General features: G+C 69.3%; 15 protein-coding genes. 4 read left to right on the forward strand and 11 right to left on the reverse strand.

Annotated elements, in window-relative coordinates:
• Positions 1–348 precede the first annotated feature (348 nt).
• Positions 349–564, reverse strand: coding sequence for a hypothetical protein (locus HXX10_RS25990; protein ID WP_296526220.1), 216 nt, complete (start codon positions 562–564; stop codon positions 349–351).
• 411 nt (positions 565–975) lie between these two features.
• Between HXX10_RS25990 and HXX10_RS25995 the strand changes: the two genes are divergently transcribed.
• The gene (locus HXX10_RS25995; protein WP_296526221.1) at positions 976–1,473 is read left to right on the forward strand and encodes a peptide deformylase; all 498 of its coding nucleotides are present in this window, start codon (positions 976–978) and stop codon (positions 1,471–1,473) included.
• A gap of 158 nt (positions 1,474–1,631) precedes the next feature.
• Positions 1,632–2,135 carry a YgjV family protein gene (locus HXX10_RS26000; RefSeq protein WP_296526222.1) on the forward strand — a complete coding sequence of 168 codons (504 nt, stop codon included), beginning with the start codon at positions 1,632–1,634 and terminating at the stop codon, positions 2,133–2,135.
• A 380-nt stretch (positions 2,136–2,515) separates the two neighbouring features.
• Here the strand turns inward: HXX10_RS26000 and HXX10_RS26005 are convergent, their stop codons facing one another.
• A complete protein-coding gene (locus HXX10_RS26005) occupies positions 2,516–2,878 on the reverse strand; it encodes an ArsC family reductase (RefSeq protein ID WP_296526223.1) in 363 nt (120 codons plus the stop codon).
• 14 nt (positions 2,879–2,892) lie between these two features.
• Entirely contained in the window at positions 2,893–3,318 is a 426-nt protein-coding gene (locus HXX10_RS26010; protein WP_296526224.1) for a helix-turn-helix domain-containing protein, read from the reverse strand.
• 110 nt (positions 3,319–3,428) lie between these two features.
• Here HXX10_RS26010 and HXX10_RS26015 point away from each other — a divergent pair, with 110 nt between their 5' ends.
• Complete coding sequence (locus HXX10_RS26015; protein ID WP_296526225.1) at positions 3,429–4,442, forward strand: zinc-binding alcohol dehydrogenase family protein; 1,014 nt, start codon at positions 3,429–3,431, stop codon at positions 4,440–4,442.
• 15 nt (positions 4,443–4,457) lie between these two features.
• Here the strand turns inward: HXX10_RS26015 and fabF are convergent, their stop codons facing one another.
• On the reverse strand, positions 4,458–5,720 hold the full coding sequence (gene fabF, locus HXX10_RS26020; protein ID WP_296526226.1) for a beta-ketoacyl-ACP synthase II: 1,263 nt from the start codon (positions 5,718–5,720) through the stop codon (positions 4,458–4,460).
• 6 nt (positions 5,721–5,726) lie between these two features.
• On the reverse strand, positions 5,727–6,272 hold the full coding sequence (locus HXX10_RS26025; RefSeq protein ID WP_296526227.1) for a helix-turn-helix domain-containing protein: 546 nt from the start codon (positions 6,270–6,272) through the stop codon (positions 5,727–5,729).
• Positions 6,273–6,703: 431 nt separating this feature from the next.
• On the opposite strand from HXX10_RS26025, the gene HXX10_RS26030 reads away from it, so the two are divergent.
• Positions 6,704–8,338 carry a Na+/H+ antiporter gene (locus HXX10_RS26030; RefSeq protein ID WP_296526228.1) on the forward strand — a complete coding sequence of 545 codons (1,635 nt, stop codon included), beginning with the start codon at positions 6,704–6,706 and terminating at the stop codon, positions 8,336–8,338.
• 97 nt (positions 8,339–8,435) lie between these two features.
• Here the strand turns inward: HXX10_RS26030 and HXX10_RS26035 are convergent, their stop codons facing one another.
• From HXX10_RS26035 to HXX10_RS26060, 6 genes are all read right to left on the reverse strand, one after another.
• Positions 8,436–9,716 (reverse strand): amidase, encoded by a 1,281-nt coding sequence (locus HXX10_RS26035; RefSeq protein ID WP_296526229.1) that lies wholly within the window; start codon positions 9,714–9,716, stop codon positions 8,436–8,438.
• A gap of 5 nt (positions 9,717–9,721) precedes the next feature.
• Positions 9,722–11,287, reverse strand: a complete 1,566-nt coding sequence (locus tag HXX10_RS26040) for a TRAP transporter large permease subunit (RefSeq protein WP_296526230.1) — start codon at positions 11,285–11,287, stop codon at positions 9,722–9,724.
• Between the two features lie 3 nt (positions 11,288–11,290).
• Positions 11,291–11,821 carry a hypothetical protein gene (locus HXX10_RS26045; protein WP_296526232.1) on the reverse strand — a complete coding sequence of 177 codons (531 nt, stop codon included), beginning with the start codon at positions 11,819–11,821 and terminating at the stop codon, positions 11,291–11,293.
• Positions 11,822–11,914: 93 nt separating this feature from the next.
• Positions 11,915–13,009: a TRAP transporter substrate-binding protein gene (locus HXX10_RS26050; RefSeq protein WP_296526233.1), complete on the reverse strand. Its 1,095-nt coding sequence runs from the start codon at positions 13,007–13,009 to the stop codon at positions 11,915–11,917.
• 382 nt (positions 13,010–13,391) lie between these two features.
• Entirely contained in the window at positions 13,392–14,939 is a 1,548-nt protein-coding gene (locus tag HXX10_RS26055; RefSeq protein WP_296526234.1) for an NAD(P)H-dependent oxidoreductase, read from the reverse strand.
• Between the two features lie 706 nt (positions 14,940–15,645).
• The gene (locus HXX10_RS26060; RefSeq protein WP_296526236.1) at positions 15,646–16,947 is read right to left on the reverse strand and encodes an MFS transporter; all 1,302 of its coding nucleotides are present in this window, start codon (positions 16,945–16,947) and stop codon (positions 15,646–15,648) included.
• Positions 16,948–17,250 lie beyond the last annotated feature (303 nt).

Below are 17,250 nucleotides of genomic sequence, written 5' to 3' on the forward strand. Positions count from 1 at the left end.
ACATCGCGGTGCGATGTCCCTCATACGCAAAGGGACATCGCGGTGCGATGTCCCTCATACGCAAAGGGACATCGCGGTGCGATGTCCCTTGGTCCCCGCCGCCCGGAGCTGACCCGCAACCACCGTCGGCTTTCGCCTGGGGCTCGGGTCGGTTCGGACAGCGGGTCGAACAAAATAATACCGCCGAACTGCAGTCCGCACAGCCGCGGTTTCACGGAGGGGGTTTTGCGGACCTCGTTCGAAAATTGTCTCACGGCAATAAAAACGCGGCTGTCGACAAGATTACAAACAACATGAGAAGCGGGCTGCTCCGGCTAACCCGGAGCAGCCCGCGCTTGTGTCGACAGATCACGCGACCTGCAGGCCGTCCCGGCCGCCGCGCGCGGGCTTGACCGGCTCGGCCACCCAGGCCTCCTTGGCGAACCACTCGTGCGTGACCCGGCAGTGCGGGCAGAATGTTCGGCTGAAGAAGACCGGCATCGCAGCGAACGCCTCACGGCTCACAGGAATGTCGGTCGAGATGGCTCGCCCGGTCTCGGGGCAACGGATCATCAGCCTGCTCATCGCGAATCCTTTGTCTTGCGGGGGAAGCGACCAAGTACACGGCGCTTGCGAAGGAGAGACGAAAACCCCGTGACCATTTCGCGGCGTTGCGGCGGCAGGTGGCAGACGCCCCGATCGACACGGCGCGGCAGCAACGCCGCGCCGCGCCGGTGGCGCATCGATCATCGCCTTCATGGGTCGACAGGAATGACGGCGAAGCACCTGACGCGACCCGCCCGGTCGTGAGAACCGCGACCGAAAGAAGGCTCGGTTGCGCTGCTCGTGTGACGGCGCGCGGATCCGCGCGAGAAAGTGAGCGCCGGAAGCCTCGCCGAGACACCACGACGCGCGGCGGCGGCGACACCGAACTTTGTTCGATGCCTGCGCCGGCGGTAGAGTCGTTCGCGACTCGACTCCCTGCGAGGTGATGCCGTGACGGTGCGGCCGATCGTAAAATTCCCAGATTCGCGGCTTCGTGCCCGTGCCACGGATGTCGAAGCGTTCGACGACGATCTCCGCATTCTCGCGGCCGATCTCACCGACACCATGCGGGCGGCGCCCGGCATCGGCATCACGGCGCCCCATGTCGGCGTCCTGCAGCGCGTCGTGGTGCTCGAGCTGTCGGCCGCCGACGGCGTTCGCATCTACGTCAATCCGGTGATCCTGTGGTCGTCGCCGGAGACACGTCCGTACATGGAAGGCAGCGTCTCCATGCCGGGCGTCAGCGAGGAGATCGAGCGGCCGGTCCGCGTAAAAGTGCGCTGGCAGGACCTCGACGGCGCCTCGCGGACCGAGGAGGCCGATGGCCTCCTCGCCGTATGCCTGCAGCACGAGATCGATCAGCTCGACGGGCGCTTCTGGATCGACCGACTGTCGCGGCTGAAGCGCGAGCGCGTCGTCAAGCGATACGAGAAGCTGCAGAAGCGCTGACGCGGACACAGCCAGGCGATGCATCCGTCGGAGACGATCATCCGGCCGTGCGAACGCCGGCCAGCCATTCGCCCCCGCCGTGTTGACCCGACCGGATGCCGGACTATGGTGCGGCGCACCGCAACCGATGCGCGGCACCCGTCACCCGGATCTCCGACATGGACTACCTCTCGCCCGCTCAGTTGGCCGGATACGTCGCGTTCGTCTTCGGAATCGCCGCTTTTTCGCAGAAGGTGGATCGCCGCCTGAAGGTCCTCAACGGGGCCCAGTGCGTCGCCTACGCGCTGCATTTCATGCTGCTCGGCAACGTCCCGGCGTCGGCGATCTCGGCCGTCGCGGCGGCTCGCTCGTTTCTCGCTTTGCGCTTTTCCTCGCCGCTGCTGGCGGGCGCGATCGTCGCCGTCAATCTGGCGATCGGCGCCCAGGTCGTGACGAGCTGGACCGGCTGGCTGCCGGTCGCGGCCTCGAGCCTGGGGACGGTCGCGTTCGTCATGATGCGCGGCATCCCGATGCGGGTCGTGATGCTGATCTGCTGCCTGATGTGGCTCGCCAACAACATCCTGTCCGGGTCGATCGGCGGCACCATGCTCGAGAGCGCCATCGCGCTCGCCATGATCTCGACCATCGTCCGCATGGCGAGGACGCCGGCGCCGGCGACGTGACGCCTGATGCCAGTCTTCGTCGGCTTCGGCCTTCATCGTCATCGCCGGGCCTTGACCCCATAGGCGCTGACTTGACGAGTGAGGCGATGTCCCCCGGTCTTGGTCGTTCCGGGGCGCGGCCGGCAGGCCGCGAGCCCGGAACCCATAACCCCGGTCTGTGTGTATGGATTCCGGGCTCGCCGCTGCGCGGCGCCCCGGAATGACGGAGAATTGGCGGCTCGCAGAACCTTGACTTAGCGCCTATGGGGGCATGACCCGGCAATCCATCGAACTTCGAAAGAAGATCTTTTCAGGCGATGGATGCGCGGGTCGATCCGGCGCATGACGAGTCGGAGCTTGTGAAGACTGGAATGAAGCGACGCGCCGCGCCGACCGGGTGTTCAGCGCAGCGTCGTCTCGTACGCCTCGGGCTTGAAGCCGACCAGCAGCGTGGCGCCGGTATCGAGCACCGGGCGCTTGATCATCGACGGCTGCGCCAGCATCAGGCCGATGGCCTTCGCTTCGGTCAGGCCGATCTTGTCGGCGTCGGGCAGCTTGCGGAACGTCGTGCCGGCGCGGTTGAGCAGCGTTTCCCAGCCGACCGTCGCGGCCCAGCCGGCGAGCGTCGCGCGATCGATGCCCTTCGCCTTGTAGTCGTGGAACGCGTAGGCGACGCCGCGCCGGTCGAGCCAGGCACGCGCCTTCTTCATCGTCTCGCACGCCTTGATGCCGTAGAGCGTGATGGGTCGCGATATGCCGGCCATGGACCCCGACCTCGTCATGCGACGGCGCGCTTCGGCGAGTGCGCGGAACGCTTCGGCGGCGTGCCGGCCCCCTTCGCCACGGCACCTTTCGCCACGGCACCTTTCACCACGACATGGGCGTCACCCCACGCCTTCAGCGCGCGGATGACCGGCTCCAGGCTGCGGCCACGCGCCGACAGCCGGTATTCCACCTTGGGCGGAATCTCCGGATAGATCTTTCGCAGGACGAAGCCGTCCGCCTCCAATTCGCGGAGCTGGCTGGTGAGCATGCGCTGGGTGACGTTGGGAAGCCGGCGCCGCATCTCGTTGAAGCGCAGCACCTCCTCCTCGAACAGGTGATAGAGCACGAGCCCCTTCCACTTGCCGCCGATGAGGGCGAGCGTCGCCTCCACCGGACAGCCCGGACTGCAGTCCAGCGACACGTGATGGATGCGCGGCATGGCGGGCTCCCGACGGTATACTTTTCGACACTATGGGCAATTTATGTGCGTTCTTGCGGGCAGGATCAATAGGTGTCACATCGTCGCCACCATCGAGCAGGAGATGCACCATGCGCGCGATCGTCTCGAACAAACCCGCCCCGATCGAGAGCCCGGAGGCTCTGGTCGACATCGAGCTGCCGCGTCCGGTTCCGGGACCGCGGGACCTGCTGGTGAAGATCGAGGCCATCTCGGTCAATCCGGTCGACACCAAGGTGCGCCTCCGCCCCCGCGCGTCCGCCGGGCCGCTGGTCCTCGGCTGGGACGCCGCGGGCGTCGTGGTCGGCGTCGGCGCCGAGGTGGTGCGCTTCAAGGAGGGTGACCAGGTCTTCTATGCGGGCGACATCACGCGCCCCGGCACCAACGCCGAGTTTCACGTCGTCGACGAGCGGATCGTCGGGCACAAGCCGCGCTCGCTCGGCTGGGCCGAGGCGGCGGCGCTGCCGCTGACCTCGATCACGGCCTGGGAAATGCTGTTCGACCGGCTCGACGTGAAACGGCCCGTGCCCGGCGCCTCCGGCATCCTGATCATCGGCGGCGCCGGCGGAGTCGCGTCGATCGCCGTCCAGCTCGCCCGCCGGCTGACCGACCTCGGCGTGATCGCCACCGCGTCGCGGCCGGAGACCCGCGCCTGGATCGCCGAGCTCGGCGCCCACCACGTGCTCGACCATTCGCGGCCGCTGTCCGAACAGATCGCCGCCGCCGGGCTCGCGCCTCCGGGCTTCGTCTTCTCGACCACCCACACGGATGCCCATATCCGCGACATCGTCGCGCTGATCGCGCCGCAAGGGCGCTTCGGCCTGATCGACGATCCGCCGACGCTCGACATCATGCCGTTCAAGCGCAAGGCCGTGTCGGCGCATTGGGAGTCGATGTTCACGCGACCGATTTTCTCCACCGCCGACATCGACCAGCAGGGCGTGCTGCTCGACGAGGTGGCGCGCCTGGTCGACGCCGGCACGCTGCGGACCACGCTGGCCGAACGGTTCGGAACCATCGACGCCGCAAACCTGCGGCGGGCTCACGCCCTGCTCGAGAGCGGCCAGGCGCGCGGCAAGATCGTGCTCGAAGGCTTTCCGGCCTGATCGCGGCCACGGCCGTCAGTTCCAGCGACGGAACACGACGCTGGCATTGACGCCGCCGAAACCGAGGCCGTTGGAGATCGCGTGCTCCATCGGCATGCGCCGCGCTTCGCTCCCGACCAGATCGACACCGTCCGCCGCCTCGTCGGGATGGTCCAGATTGAGGGTCGGCGGCGCCACCTGATCGCGCAGCGCCAGGATCGTGAACACGGCTTCCAGCCCACCGGCGGCGCCGAGCAGGTGGCCGGTCGCCGACTTGGTGGCGCTGACCGCGATGCCGCCGTCGCGGCCGAACAGCGCCGTCACGGCGGCGAGCTCGCCATGATCGCCGACCGGCGTCGAGGTCGCGTGGGCGTTGAGATGCTGGATATCGCCCGGCGCCAGCCCGGCCTGCCGCAGCGCCACCGCCATGGCGCGCCGCGCGCCCTCGCCGTCCTCCGGACCCGACGTCATGTGATAGGCGTCGGCCGTGGTGCCGTACCCCAGAAGCTCGGCGAGCGGCGTGGCGCCGCGGGCGCGCGCATGCTCCAGCGCCTCGATCACCAGGACGCCGGCGCCCTCCCCCATGACGAAGCCGTCGCGGTCGCGGTCGAACGGCCGCGACGCGTGCGACGGCGTCTCGTTGAAGCCGGTCGACAGCGCCCGGGCAGCCGCGAAGCTGCCGAGGCTGACGAGATCGATGCAGGCCTCCGCGCCGCCGCACACCGCGACATCCGCCTCGCCGGCGCGGACGAGCCGTGCGGCGTCGCCGATCGCCTGGACGCCCGCCGCGCAGGCCGTGACGGGCGCGCCGATCGGCCCCTTGAAGCCGTGCCTCATGGTGACATGGCCGGCCGCGAGATTGGGCAGGAAGGACGGCACCGTGAAGGGCGACAGCCGGCGCACGCCGCGCCGATCGGTGGTGCGCACCGCCTCGACGATCGCCGGGAAGCCACCGATGCCCGAGGCGATGATGGTCGCGGTCCGTTCGGCGGCGTGCGCATCGGCCGGCGCCCAGCCGGCCTGGGTGACCGCCTCGGCCGCGGCGACCAGCGCGAACAGGATGAAGCGATCCATCTTGCGCTGCTCCTTCGCCGGTGCCCCGAGGCCGGGATCGAAGCCGCCCTCGGCATCCTCCGCCTTGCCGGGCACGATGCCGGCGACCCTGGCCGGCAGCGCCGCCGCCCAGGCCGGCAGCGCCGCGAGGCCCGAGCGGCCGGCCAGCAGGCGCGACCACGCGGTCTCGACGCCGCAGCCGAGCGGCGACACCACTCCGAGGCCGGTGACGACGATGCGGCGCATGGCGATCTATCCTTCTGCGGGGATCGGTTCTGCGGGGGAGGGGTCCGGGCGCAGCGCCCGGATGGTGGCGAGGCGCTCGCGCATCTTTCGGCTGGCGCGCGGGCCGGGAACGAGCGCGACATTTTGGGGCGTCAGCAGCATGAGGCTCGCGGCGTCGACCACGATCGGATCGAGCGGCCGCGCGGTGTCGTGGTCGGCGAGCAGGAGGCGCTTGCCGTCCGGCGTGAGGTGCTTGTTGCCCCAGGCGAACATCGCCACCAGGACCGGGAAGAAGTCGCGGCCCTTCTCGGTGAGGACGTAGTCGTGGCGCGGCGGCCGCTCGCTGTAGCGGCGGCGCGCGAACAGCCCGGCCTCGGTGAGATGCGCGAGGCGGCGCGACAGCATGTTCGGCGCGATGCCGAGGCTCTTCTGGAACTCGTCGAAGCGCGTGAAGCCCTGGAAGGCGTCGCGCAGGATGAGGATGCTCCACCACTCGCCGACGCATTCGATCGCGCGGGCGGCCGGGCATTCCGGGCTCGCTTGCTTTTTCGGCTGCGGTGTCTTGGCTCGCATGGCGACAGTGATCTAGCTTTGTCACTATTGTTTTGCAAGTTACTTCGATCCGCCCGACCTTCAGGGCAGCCCCGCCGCCGACTCGCCCACGAGGGCGCCCGAAGCCGTCGATGCTCGTCCTGGTCGAACCGGCGCCGCCGCACCATCGTCCCTGCCCGGTTCCCGTTCGTTCGTCGCACCCTCAGCATCGACCTGTGCGCCTGACCGAGCGTCCCGGTACGGCGGTGCCCACTCCCTGCCCTTATCGGCGGCAAAACTCGTTTGACGCTTCCCAGCGGTTCCGTGCTCGTGGCACATCGAGGGGCCGGGGCGGACGTGTCCGGCGATGTCCGGCCGCCACCGCCGGCAGGCGACCGGAACCTCCCGTGACGGCGACCCCGCCGTGCCGGTCGGCCCGGACGACGATCGGAGAGCGAGCGAGGCCACCCGGATTGAGTGCCGTCACCACCGTTCTGATTCTCCTGCTCGTCGTCGTGGTCTCCAGCGGCGCCTCGCGCATGCTGCCGATCGCCGTCCCGCGGCCGCTCGTGCAGATCGCCTTCGGCGCCGCCATCGGGCTGGCCTCGGACATTCGCGTCGAGTTCGACCCCGAGCTGTTCTTTCTGCTGCTCCTCCCGCCCCTGCTGTTCCTGGACGGATGGCGGATCCCGAACGACGAGCTGTTCAAGGACCGCAGCGCCGTTCTCGAGCTGGCCCTCGGCCTCGTGGTGTTCACGGTGCTGGGCATGGGCCTGCTCATCAACTGGATGATCCCGGCGATGCCGCTCGGCGTCGCCTTCGCGCTCGCGGCCGTGCTGTCCCCCACGGATCCCATCGCCGTGTCGGCTATCGCCCGGCGGGTGCCGATCCCCCGGCGCATGAGGCACATCCTCGAAGGCGAATCGCTGCTCAACGACGCCTCGGGCCTGGTGTGCTTCCGGTTCGCCGTCGCCGCCGTCGTGACCGGCACGTTCTCGCTGGCCGACGCGGCCCTCACCTTCATGTGGATGGCGGCAGGCGGCCTGCTCATCGGCGTCAGCGTCACCATGGCGATCATGCGGACCAAGGAGCATATCGGCCGCCGCTTCGGCGAGGACTCCGGCTCCAACATCCTGGTCAGCCTGCTGATTCCGTTCGCCGCCTATCTCGCCTCGGAGGAGGCGGGATGCTCCGGCATTCTCGCCGCGGTCGGCGCCGGCGTCACGATGAGCTTCGCCGAGGCCACCGGCCAGGCGCTGGCCGCGACGCGGGTTCGCCGTCGCGCCGTGTGGGACATGATCCAGTTCGCCTCCAACGGCGTCGTCTTCGTGCTGCTCGGCGAGCAGCTCCCGGCCATCCTGCCGAAGGCGCAGGCCACGGTGGGGCTCACCGGCCATTCGAGCCCGCTCTGGCTCGCCGGCTACGTGCTGGCGATCGCCGCCGCGCTCACGGTGCTGCGCTTCGTCTGGGCGGGGCTTTCGCTGAGCCTCACCTGGTTCCGGGCGTGGCGTCGCCAGGGCATTCCGGTGCATCCGAGCCTGTTCAGGCTGGTCCTCGCCATGTCGTGCGCCGGCGCCCGCGGCGCCGTGACGCTGGCCGGCGTGCTGACGCTGCCCCTGGCACTGCCCGGCGGCGAGCCGTTTCCGGCCCGCGACCTCGCCATCTTCCTGGCCATGGGCGTGATCGTCGCCTCCCTGCTCATCGCCAGCATCGGCCTGCCGCTGGCACTGCGCGGCCTCGAGCTGCCGACCGAGCCCTCGCGCGACGCCGAGGACGACCTCGCCCGGGTCGCCGCCGCGGAGGCCGCGATCGCCCGCATCGAGGAGGTGCAGCACGCCATGGCGGAGGGCCGGCCGGACGCCGACCGCTATGTCGAGATCGCCTCGCGCATCATGGACATCTACCGCACCCGCATCGAGACCCGATCCGGAGACGACACCGCGCGGGCTCGCGAGGACGAGGCGATCGAGAATCGCATGCGGGTGGCGGCCGTGCGGGCCTCGCGCGACGCCGTGCTCGGGCTCTTGCGCGAACGAAAGATCGGCAGCGTGGTCGCCGACAAGCTCGTCCACGAGCTCGATCTGCTCGAGGCGCGCTATGTCGCGTGACGGTTCTTGCGGCCGACGTTACCGGCGTGCGGGACATGGTCCCGGCACGGCCCTCGCACAGGCCCTGATCGCGCGGCTGCGCTGAGGCTGTTTCGCACTAGACGCGCCACCCTTCGAAGAGTCGCGCACAGGCGAGCAGCAGCGGATCGTTTCCGCGCGCCGCGATCACCTGGACGCCGATCGGCAGACCGCTCGGGCCCCTCAGAAGCGGCAGCGCCACGGTCGGCAGGCCGCACAGGCTCCACGGCATGGTGAGGACGCCGGACCCGGGCCCCTCCTCCAGGCGCGTCGCCTCGCCGAGCGCCGCCAGCGTGACCAGCACGTCGTGGTCCGCGAACAGGCGGTCCGCAGCGTCGCGGATGGCGTCCGCGGCCCGATCGAGCTCGTCCACGGTCGACGGCGCCAGGCGCTGCCCCCGCTCGATGCAACTCCGGAGCGGCGCGCAGAGCATCGCGATCTCGCCCTCCGGGAGACTGCCGAAGCGGCGCGCCATATGAGCGTCGAGCAGGCCCGTGACGGTCGCGATGCTGCGCTCGAACACCGGCGGCAGGCGCAGCTCGGTCGAGGCGATCGGCAACCGGTCGAGCCAGCGGTCGAACGCCGCCGCTGCGGCTGCCGAAACCTCGTGCCATCCTGGCCCGCGCACCACGGCCACACGCAGCACCGGCGGCGGCGCCAAAAGGGCCAGCCGCGGATCGAACACACTCGCGACCAGCGCGACGTCGTCCACGGTCCGCGCCAGCAGGCCGAGCTGGGCGAGGCGCGGCACCAGGATGTTCGAGCCCGCCATGTCGGCGGTGCCGAACGACGGCTTGAACCCGACGGCACCGCAGAACGAGGCCGGCAACAGGGTCGAGGCCGTGTGCTGGGTGCCGATGCCGAGCGGCACCATGGCGTCGACCACCGCGGCGGCGGAGCCGGAGGACGACACGCCCGGCGATCGGTCCAGATCCAGCGGATTGCGCGTCGGGCTCGGGTGATACATGCCGAACTCGGAGGTCGCGGTCTTGCCGAGCACGATGGCGCCCGCCTCGCGCAGGCGGGCGACGACGGCGGCGTCGGTCGCGGGCCGCCGGCCGTGGTGGAGCGTGCTGCCGAACGCGGTCGGCATGTCGGCCGTGTCGAAGACGTCCTTCACGCCCACCGGAAGGCCGTGCAGCGGTCCCGTGACCGCGCCGGCGGTCCGCCGCGCGTCGGCCGCCCGTGCCGCCGCCCGCGCGCCGTCCGGATCGAGATGCGCCCAGGCCCGCACCGTGTCGTCCCGCAACGCGATGCGGGCGAGGCAGGCCTCCACGAGCGCGGCCGAGGTGAGCCGGCCGTCGCGGAGCGCAGCGGCCAGCGCGCATGCGGTCGGGAGGTCTTCGGCGGGGCCGAGCATGTCCGTCACCGCGGCAGCAGGCTGGGCAGCCAGGTCGACAGCCGCGGCTCGATCAGGAGGATCGCCATCACGACGAGCTGGATGCCCAGGAACGGCAGCGCCCCCCGCCAGATCGTCGCCGTGGTGATCGACGGCGGCACCACGTTGCGCAGATAGAACAGGGCGAAGCCGACCGGCGGCGAGATGTAGGAGGTCTGCAGGTTGACGGCCGTCACCACCCCGAACCAGATGGGATCGACGGTCTGCAGCAGGCTCGGTGCCAGGATCGGCACCGCGATCGAGATGATCTCGGTGTTCTCGAGCGGGAACCCGAGCACGAAGATCACCGCCTGGACGAAGATCATGCCGCCGAACGATCCGCCCGGCACCAGCTTGAACAGATCGGCGACCAGACGGTCGCCGCCCAGCCCGTAGAAGACCAGCGAAAAGAACGACGCGCCGAGCAGGATGCCATAGACCATGCCGGTGATCTCGATGGTCTGCAGCACGGCCGGCCGCAGCAGACCGCGCCGCGCGATCTCGACGACACCGCGCCCGAACGCCCAGGCGAAGGCGGCGACGCAAAGTCCCGTCGTGGCGATCGCCCCGACATCCACGCTGCTCCATGCCGCCCGGGTGATCCGCACATCGAAGACGTTGACGACGACCAGGGCCGAGGTGACGCCGGCGAGGCCGGCGCCGACCGCCCGCCGAAAGCCCGAGCCCTCCTTCAGCCCGGCCAGCACCACGGCCCCGGCGACGCCGATCCCGGCCCCTTCGGTCGGGGTCGCGACACCGAAGACGATCGAGCCGAGCACCGCCACCAGCAGCAGCAGCGGCGCCACCATGGCGTGCCAGATCTCGCGGGCCGTCGGCCGCCGGGCGGTGTCGACGCCCGCCGCCGGCACGAACCTGTCGCGGCGGACGACCGCATAGACCATCACGTAAGCGGCATAGCTGCCGGCGAGGAGCAGACCGGGGATCATCGCGCCGGCATAGAGGTCGACGACCGACACGGGCGACGCAGACCAGTTGCCGATCATCCGCTGCGCCTCCGCATAGGCGTTGCCGATCTGGTCGCCGAGCAGGATCAGCACGGTCGCGGGCGGGATCACCTGGGTGAGCGCGCCCGACGCGCAGATCAGCCCGCAGGCCAGCGCCGGCGGATAGCCGTGCCGCAGCATGGTCGGCAACGAGATGAGCGCCATGGTCACGACGGTGGCGCCGATGACGCCGGTCGCCGCGCCCAGCAGCGCGCCGACCAGGCACACCGAGACGCCGACGCCGCCGGGGATGCGGCCGAAGGCACGGCCCATGGTCTCCAGCAGCTCGCTGGCGATCCGGGTGCGGTCCAGGATCGTGCCCATCAGCACGAACAGCGGGATCGAGATCAGCGTATCGTCGGCGAACAGAGAGTAGATGCGGGACGGCATGGCGAGCAGCAGCCGCGGCTCGAAGGCGCCGGCGAGCGAGGCCGCGCCGGCGAACAGCAGCGAGCCACCGGCGAGCGTGAACGCCACCGGCCAGCCGGCGAACAACGCGCCGAACACCGCGAGCAGAAACAGGATGGGAAGCAGCGACACCATGTCCATGGTCTATCCGTCCACCGGTCCTTCGGCACCGTGCGGGTAGGGATCGGTCCGCAGCACGGCGACGCGGATCAGGACGGCCACCGCCTGGAGAACCAGGACGACCGCCATCAGCAGGAGCACGCTCTTGACGAGGTAGATGCCGCCGAGCCCGCCGACATTGCGGGAGCCCTCCAGCGTCGCCCAGGCCTGCGTCGCATACGGGGTGGTGGCGAGGACGAGGAAGACGGCGGTCGGCAGCAGCAGGACGAGCGCCCCGAGCGCCTCCCAGGCGGCGCCGGCGGAGTCCGACCACCCGGCGCCGACGATGTCGACGCGGGTGTGGACGTTGCGAAGCACGCCGAAACACACGGCGAGCGCGACGACGACGACATTGAGATTGAGGATCGCCTCCTGGAGGAGGATCGAGCCGTACGAGAAGAAGTATCGCATCAGCGACACGCAGACCTGAATCGCCGCGATCGCCAGCACCAGATGGCCGGCGAGCAGTCCGGCTCGCTGCACGGCGGCGTCGATCGCGTCGCAGAATTGGCGCATGGCAGGCGTCGTCCGAGGATGGGTCGTCCAAAGAGAAGTCGTCCGGAACTTCGTGCCGGCGCCGATCAGGGCGCCGGCCGTGCCGGCGCCGGATCAGGCCTCGTAGGCCAAGGAACGGGCCCGCAGATAGGCGAGGTCGCTCGCCTCGGTGACCCGTCGCACGCGCTCGTGGAAGCCCATGTAGCTGTCGTGCACCCGGCGGGTGAGCGGATCCTTCTGGCCCGCCTCGGCCACCACCTCGCGGGAGGCACGGCCGAGCGCGCGCAGGACGTCGTCCGAGAAGACGCGAAGCTGAACGCCGTGCTCGCGCACCAGCTTGTCGAGCGCGATCGTGTCGTTGAACTTGAACTCGCTCTCCATCACGTCGTTCTCGGCGTGGCACGCCGTCTTGATGATCTCGCGGTCGCTCGCCGAGAGCGTGCTCCAGACCTTCAGACCGATGCCGGCGCTGCAGTTCGACGAGGGCTCGTGCCAACCGGGTGCGTAATAGAACTTGGCGACGCGATAGAAGCCCATCGCGAGATCGTTCCACGGCCCGACCCATTCGGTCGCGTCGATGGTGCCGGACTGCAGGGCCGGAAAGATGTCGCCGCCCGGCAACAGCACGGCGCTGGCGCCGACGCGGCGCAGCACCTCGCCGCCGAAGCCACCCATCCGCATCTTGACGCCGCGGAAGTCGTCGAGCGAACTGATCTCGCGGCGGAACCAGCCGCCGGCCTGGACACCCGGATTACCGACCAGGAACGACTTGACGCCGTATTGGGCCGCGAGCTCGTCCCACAGCGCCTGGCCGCCGCCGAACTCCACCCAGGTCTTGATCTCGGTGGGGGTGAGACCGAACGGCGTCGTGGTGTAGAAATTGAAGGCGGGCGACTTGCCCTGCCACCAGAACTCGACGCCGTGATACATGTCGGCCACCCCGTTGGCGACCGCGTCGTAGATCTCGAACGCCGGCACCAGCTCGCCGGCGGCGAAGACCCGCACCGTGATGCGGCCGTCCGTCATGTCGGAGATGCGTTTCGCCAGCCGCTCGACCGCGGTGCCGAAACCCGGAAAATTGCGGGCCCAGCCGCTGGCGAGCCGAAGCTCGCGCCGGTTCTGCGCGATCGCCGGCGCCGCCGGTCCGGCCGCCGCCAGTCCGACCGCGGCCGCAGCCGATGCGAGCAAGCGTTTACGGGTCAGCAGCATGACGCTCTCCGTTGGTGGACCGGTCGCGATGTCCGTGGCGGCGCGACGCCGGCCGCCGGCCAGGGAGATCGAGCCCGAGACGGCGCGCCGACGGGTACATTTGTGCCCGCACGAACACAGATGAGCTTTCGTAGCACCCGTTCATTTCATCGGTGTGACAGCACGCGCTGCCCGGCCGGCATCGCGCCCGGGTATCGATCGCTGCGGATCGCCGCGGATCGCTGGGGGGGGGGGGGGGGGGGGGGGGGGGGGGGGTGGAAACGGGCGGGACCGCCCCCGTCCCGCGCAGGGCGGGCGAGGACGGCAGGACCCGGCGCCGGCACCGCCGACACGGGCGGGCAGCCCAGGATGCGCCTGGGCGAGGCGGCTGTGCGCGAGCCGATCAGCCGGCTTCGGTGTTGCTCACCATGGGCTCGGCGTCGGATGTCTCGGCCATCAGCCGCGTGCGCGCCTCGGCGAGCAGATGACGGGTGCGGTCTTCCATCATGTCGTGATGCTGCCGCGCCTTGCGGTCGCCCGCATCCTTGGCGGCGCTCAGAATGTAGCCGACCGGATTGTAGCTCGTGTCGTGGCGCCGCGCGTCGACCAGCCGGCCCGCGGTGGCGCGCTCCGCCACCGACAGGAACGACCCGAGATCGGCGAGGAGCTCGTCCGCATTGCCCAAGACGCCGCCGACCAGATGGCCGACCAGCGGCTTGGTCATGATGGTGTGATGGCGCAGGAACGAGGTCAGCATGCGGATCGGATAGGAGTCGAAGCCGGCCTGGTCGACGAAGCTCAGCGGCGCGACGACGAGATCGGACCAGACATAGTCGCCGCGGCGCAGATAGCGGCTGCGCTCGATGAAGGTCTGGTAGTTGCCGACAATGCGCGCGCGGTCGCGCGGCGAGGCGACGACCGGCACCAGGGCGTCGTGGTGCAGCAGCGCCGGATGCAGGTCCGCCATGGCGTCGCCGCTGGCGCTGATGACGCAGCGATAGACGTCGTCGCGGTCGACCGCCTTCGGACAGATATCGCAGGCGATGCAGCGCTTGATGGTCTCGTCGCTGACGTCGAGGATGGTCGCGGCGATGCGCGGCCCGAGCCGGGCGACGATCGCCTTCGTCTCGCGCAGCGCCACGCCGTCGGCATCCTGCAGAATCAGGAACAGCACGTGCGGCACGTCGGCGAGCTTCGGCGCGTCCGCGAGCGCGCCCAACACCTTGGCCATGCGCCGGCCGACCCCCATCGAGGTGTCGATGCCGTACTTGTCCTTGTGCATGGTGCCGACATCGCCGGCGTGTCCGGTGCCGCCGTACTGGGCCGTGGTCTCGCTGTCGTTGCCGACCGCGATCAGGCCGAGGCCGAGCATGTCGATCATCTGATAGATCAGCGTCGTCTCCTGCCCACCGTTGCGCTTGGCGCCGACCGAGATGCCGCCGTAGAGCCGACCCGTCAGCGCGGCGCGCAGATCCGCGTCCGTGGCGATGAGCTGGACGAGGCTTTCGGCGAGACTGCCGCGGTCGCCGAAATAGACCGGGCCGGAGACCAGCAGGCCATCGGCCGCGACCAGCTTGGCGCGCAGCTCGTCGCCACGCCGCAGATCGCCGTTCGCGGAAAAGTATTCCGAGAGCGAGAGATGATCGACCGCGACGCCGTCCTTCTCGGCGGCCCACAGGGCGGCGGCGAGCGCCACCTCGGAGTTGCTGAGACCCACCTCGCCATTGGATTTCTTGAGGTTGCGATAGATCTCGTCGAACGCCTTGCCGTCGCGCCGGCCGGCCTGGATGAAGTTCTCGAGATGCAGCTCGGACTCGCGGGCCAGGAACGCATCGAGCGCCGGCCGATCGGGCAGCGCCGCGAGCGCCTCGATCAGCAGGCGGTTGCCGGCGCCCCAGCGGGCATTGCGAAGGCTCGCGGCGATGCCGAGAAGTCTTGGACGTGATGCCATGCGGTGATCTCCGGCTGAACGTCAGACGCGTGAGGCGACGTGTTCACGCCGCGTGGGCGCAACGCCGTACGCTGCGCCGGCGCGGCGACACGCCCGGCGACATTTGCAGACGTTTGGATCGTGCGACGATCTCGGTCGTGCGGCCGCCTTGCCGACGGCCTGGCGCCAAGCGTGCAGCGCGTTCGCATCCCCGATCGGCAACGCGATTCGCCGCCCTCGAAACAGCATCGGATCGACGCGAGCGCGGCGGACCTGTCACGTCCCCGCCAGCGGTCGGCGCGCACGATGGCCCGCACCCGTATGGTCGCGGCAAAACGGCGATACGCTAGTCCAGTCGCCTGCGTCGACCCCCCGGGTCATGCCGACCGCCGGCGACGTGCCTCGATAGAAATCCATTATAGGAGAAACCGCCGGCACCACCAGAGGGTAGTTCTTCGTACAGTTTACAGCTTCAGATAGCATTTATGCACTTCCTGGGAAATCATCGCGTCGGACGCCGGTCGGAGCCCGTGGTGGCGGCGCGATCTCGTGTGGCGCCCGCGCTTGCGAAAATGCTCGCCGATCCCCCGCAGGCGCCTTCACGCGTCCGCGCGAGCGACCCTGTCCGCGGCTCCCGCGCGATCGCGACGGCGTCGGGCGTTGCGAGGGCTCGCTGTCACCAAGATGTCCTGTCCGAGGCGGGCGCGCCCGCCTCGGACACGATCGATCAGGCCGCCACGGCCGGGGCCCTGGCCCCACGCTTGTGCCGATATCCGAGAACGAGCACCACGATGCAGCCGACGAATTCGAGCACCACGAGCGGCAGCACGGCCAGCGGGTAGCTCCCGGTCGCATCGCGAATGACGCCGATCAGGTAGGTGCCGCCGAAGCCACCCAGATTGCCGATGGCATTGATCTGCGCCAGCCCCGCCGCCGCCGCGCCGACCGAGAGCGTCTCGGTGGACAAGGCCCAGAACGGCGCCTTGAACGAGTAGGTCCCGATCAGCGTCAGGCTCAACAACATGACGGTCGGCAGCAACGAGGTGGTGAACAGGCAGGAGCCCAGCGCCACCGCCGACAGCCCGAGCGGCAGCGTGGTGCTCCAGATCCGTTCGCGGTGCGAGTCGGAATAGCGGCCCCACAGGATCATCACGACGCAGGCGAGCGCGAACGGCACGGAGTTCACGAGTCCGACCTGCATGTTGGTCAGGCCGAAGCTCTTGAGGATCTGGGGCTGCCACAGCGACAGACCATTGCTGGCGGCGGAACTGCCGGCATAGACCATGGCGAGAAGCAGCACCTGGGGATGGAACAGCACACGCCAAATCCGGACAGCCTGGACCGGGCGGGCCTGCCGCGCCTCGTCGGCGAGGCGCTGGGTCAGCCAGGCACGCTGCTCGGCGGACAGCCAACGGGCTCCCTCCGGGCGATCAGGCAGCGCCAGCAACGTGGCGAATCCGAGCAGCACCGCCGGCGCACCTTCGATCAGGAACACCCACTGCCAGCCGTGCAGTCCGAGCCAGCCCTCGAGCTCGAGCAGCGAGGCCGATATCGGCGAGCCGACGAAACTGGACAGCGGAACCGCGATGTAGAACATGCTGACGATGCGGGCCCGATACTCGGCCGGAAACCAGTATGTCAGATAGAGGATGACGCCGGGAAAGAACCCGGCTTCGGCAGCGCCCAGAACCAGTCGCACGCTGTAGAACGACCATGGCCCCACGACGAACGCGGTGCAGGCCGAAACCAGCCCCCAACTGATCATGATGCGGGCCAGCCATCGGCGCGCACCAAAGCGCTCCAGAGCCAGGTTGCTGGGCACCTCGAATATAAAGTAAGTCAGGAAGAACAACCCGCTGCCGAGCCCGAAGACCGAGGCGGTCAGGCCGAGATCCTTGTTCATCTGAAACGCCGCGAACCCGACATTGACGCGGTCGATGAACGAGACGAGGTAGCAAATCATCAGAAACGGGACGAGGACCATCATGGTCCGCCGGATCGTGCCGGTTTCAATGGCCGATTTATCCATCACACCCCCCTCGGCGTGTCACGCAGGAGATACGAATTCATCAGCGTCCGCATTGGAGTATCGATTAATGAATGCATTATGAACCGAGTCAAGGCCGAATATTTGCGCCATTCTGCGGGAGACCGGCCGGTCTGCGCGGATCGGATCGAGAACGCCTGCACGGCGCCTTCCGTGGCCGGATCGACGGGCGACCAGACGATCGGATAATCCAGTTATAATTGGTTTTTGTCACGCTCGGGGGCCCGTCCCACTTCCGCCGAGGACCGACGATCGGGCCGAAGGCGATGTCGGACAGCGTCGGTT

This window comes from Rhodoplanes sp., from assembly GCF_013377085.1.
Taxonomy (GTDB): domain Bacteria; phylum Pseudomonadota; class Alphaproteobacteria; order Rhizobiales; family Xanthobacteraceae; genus Rhodoplanes.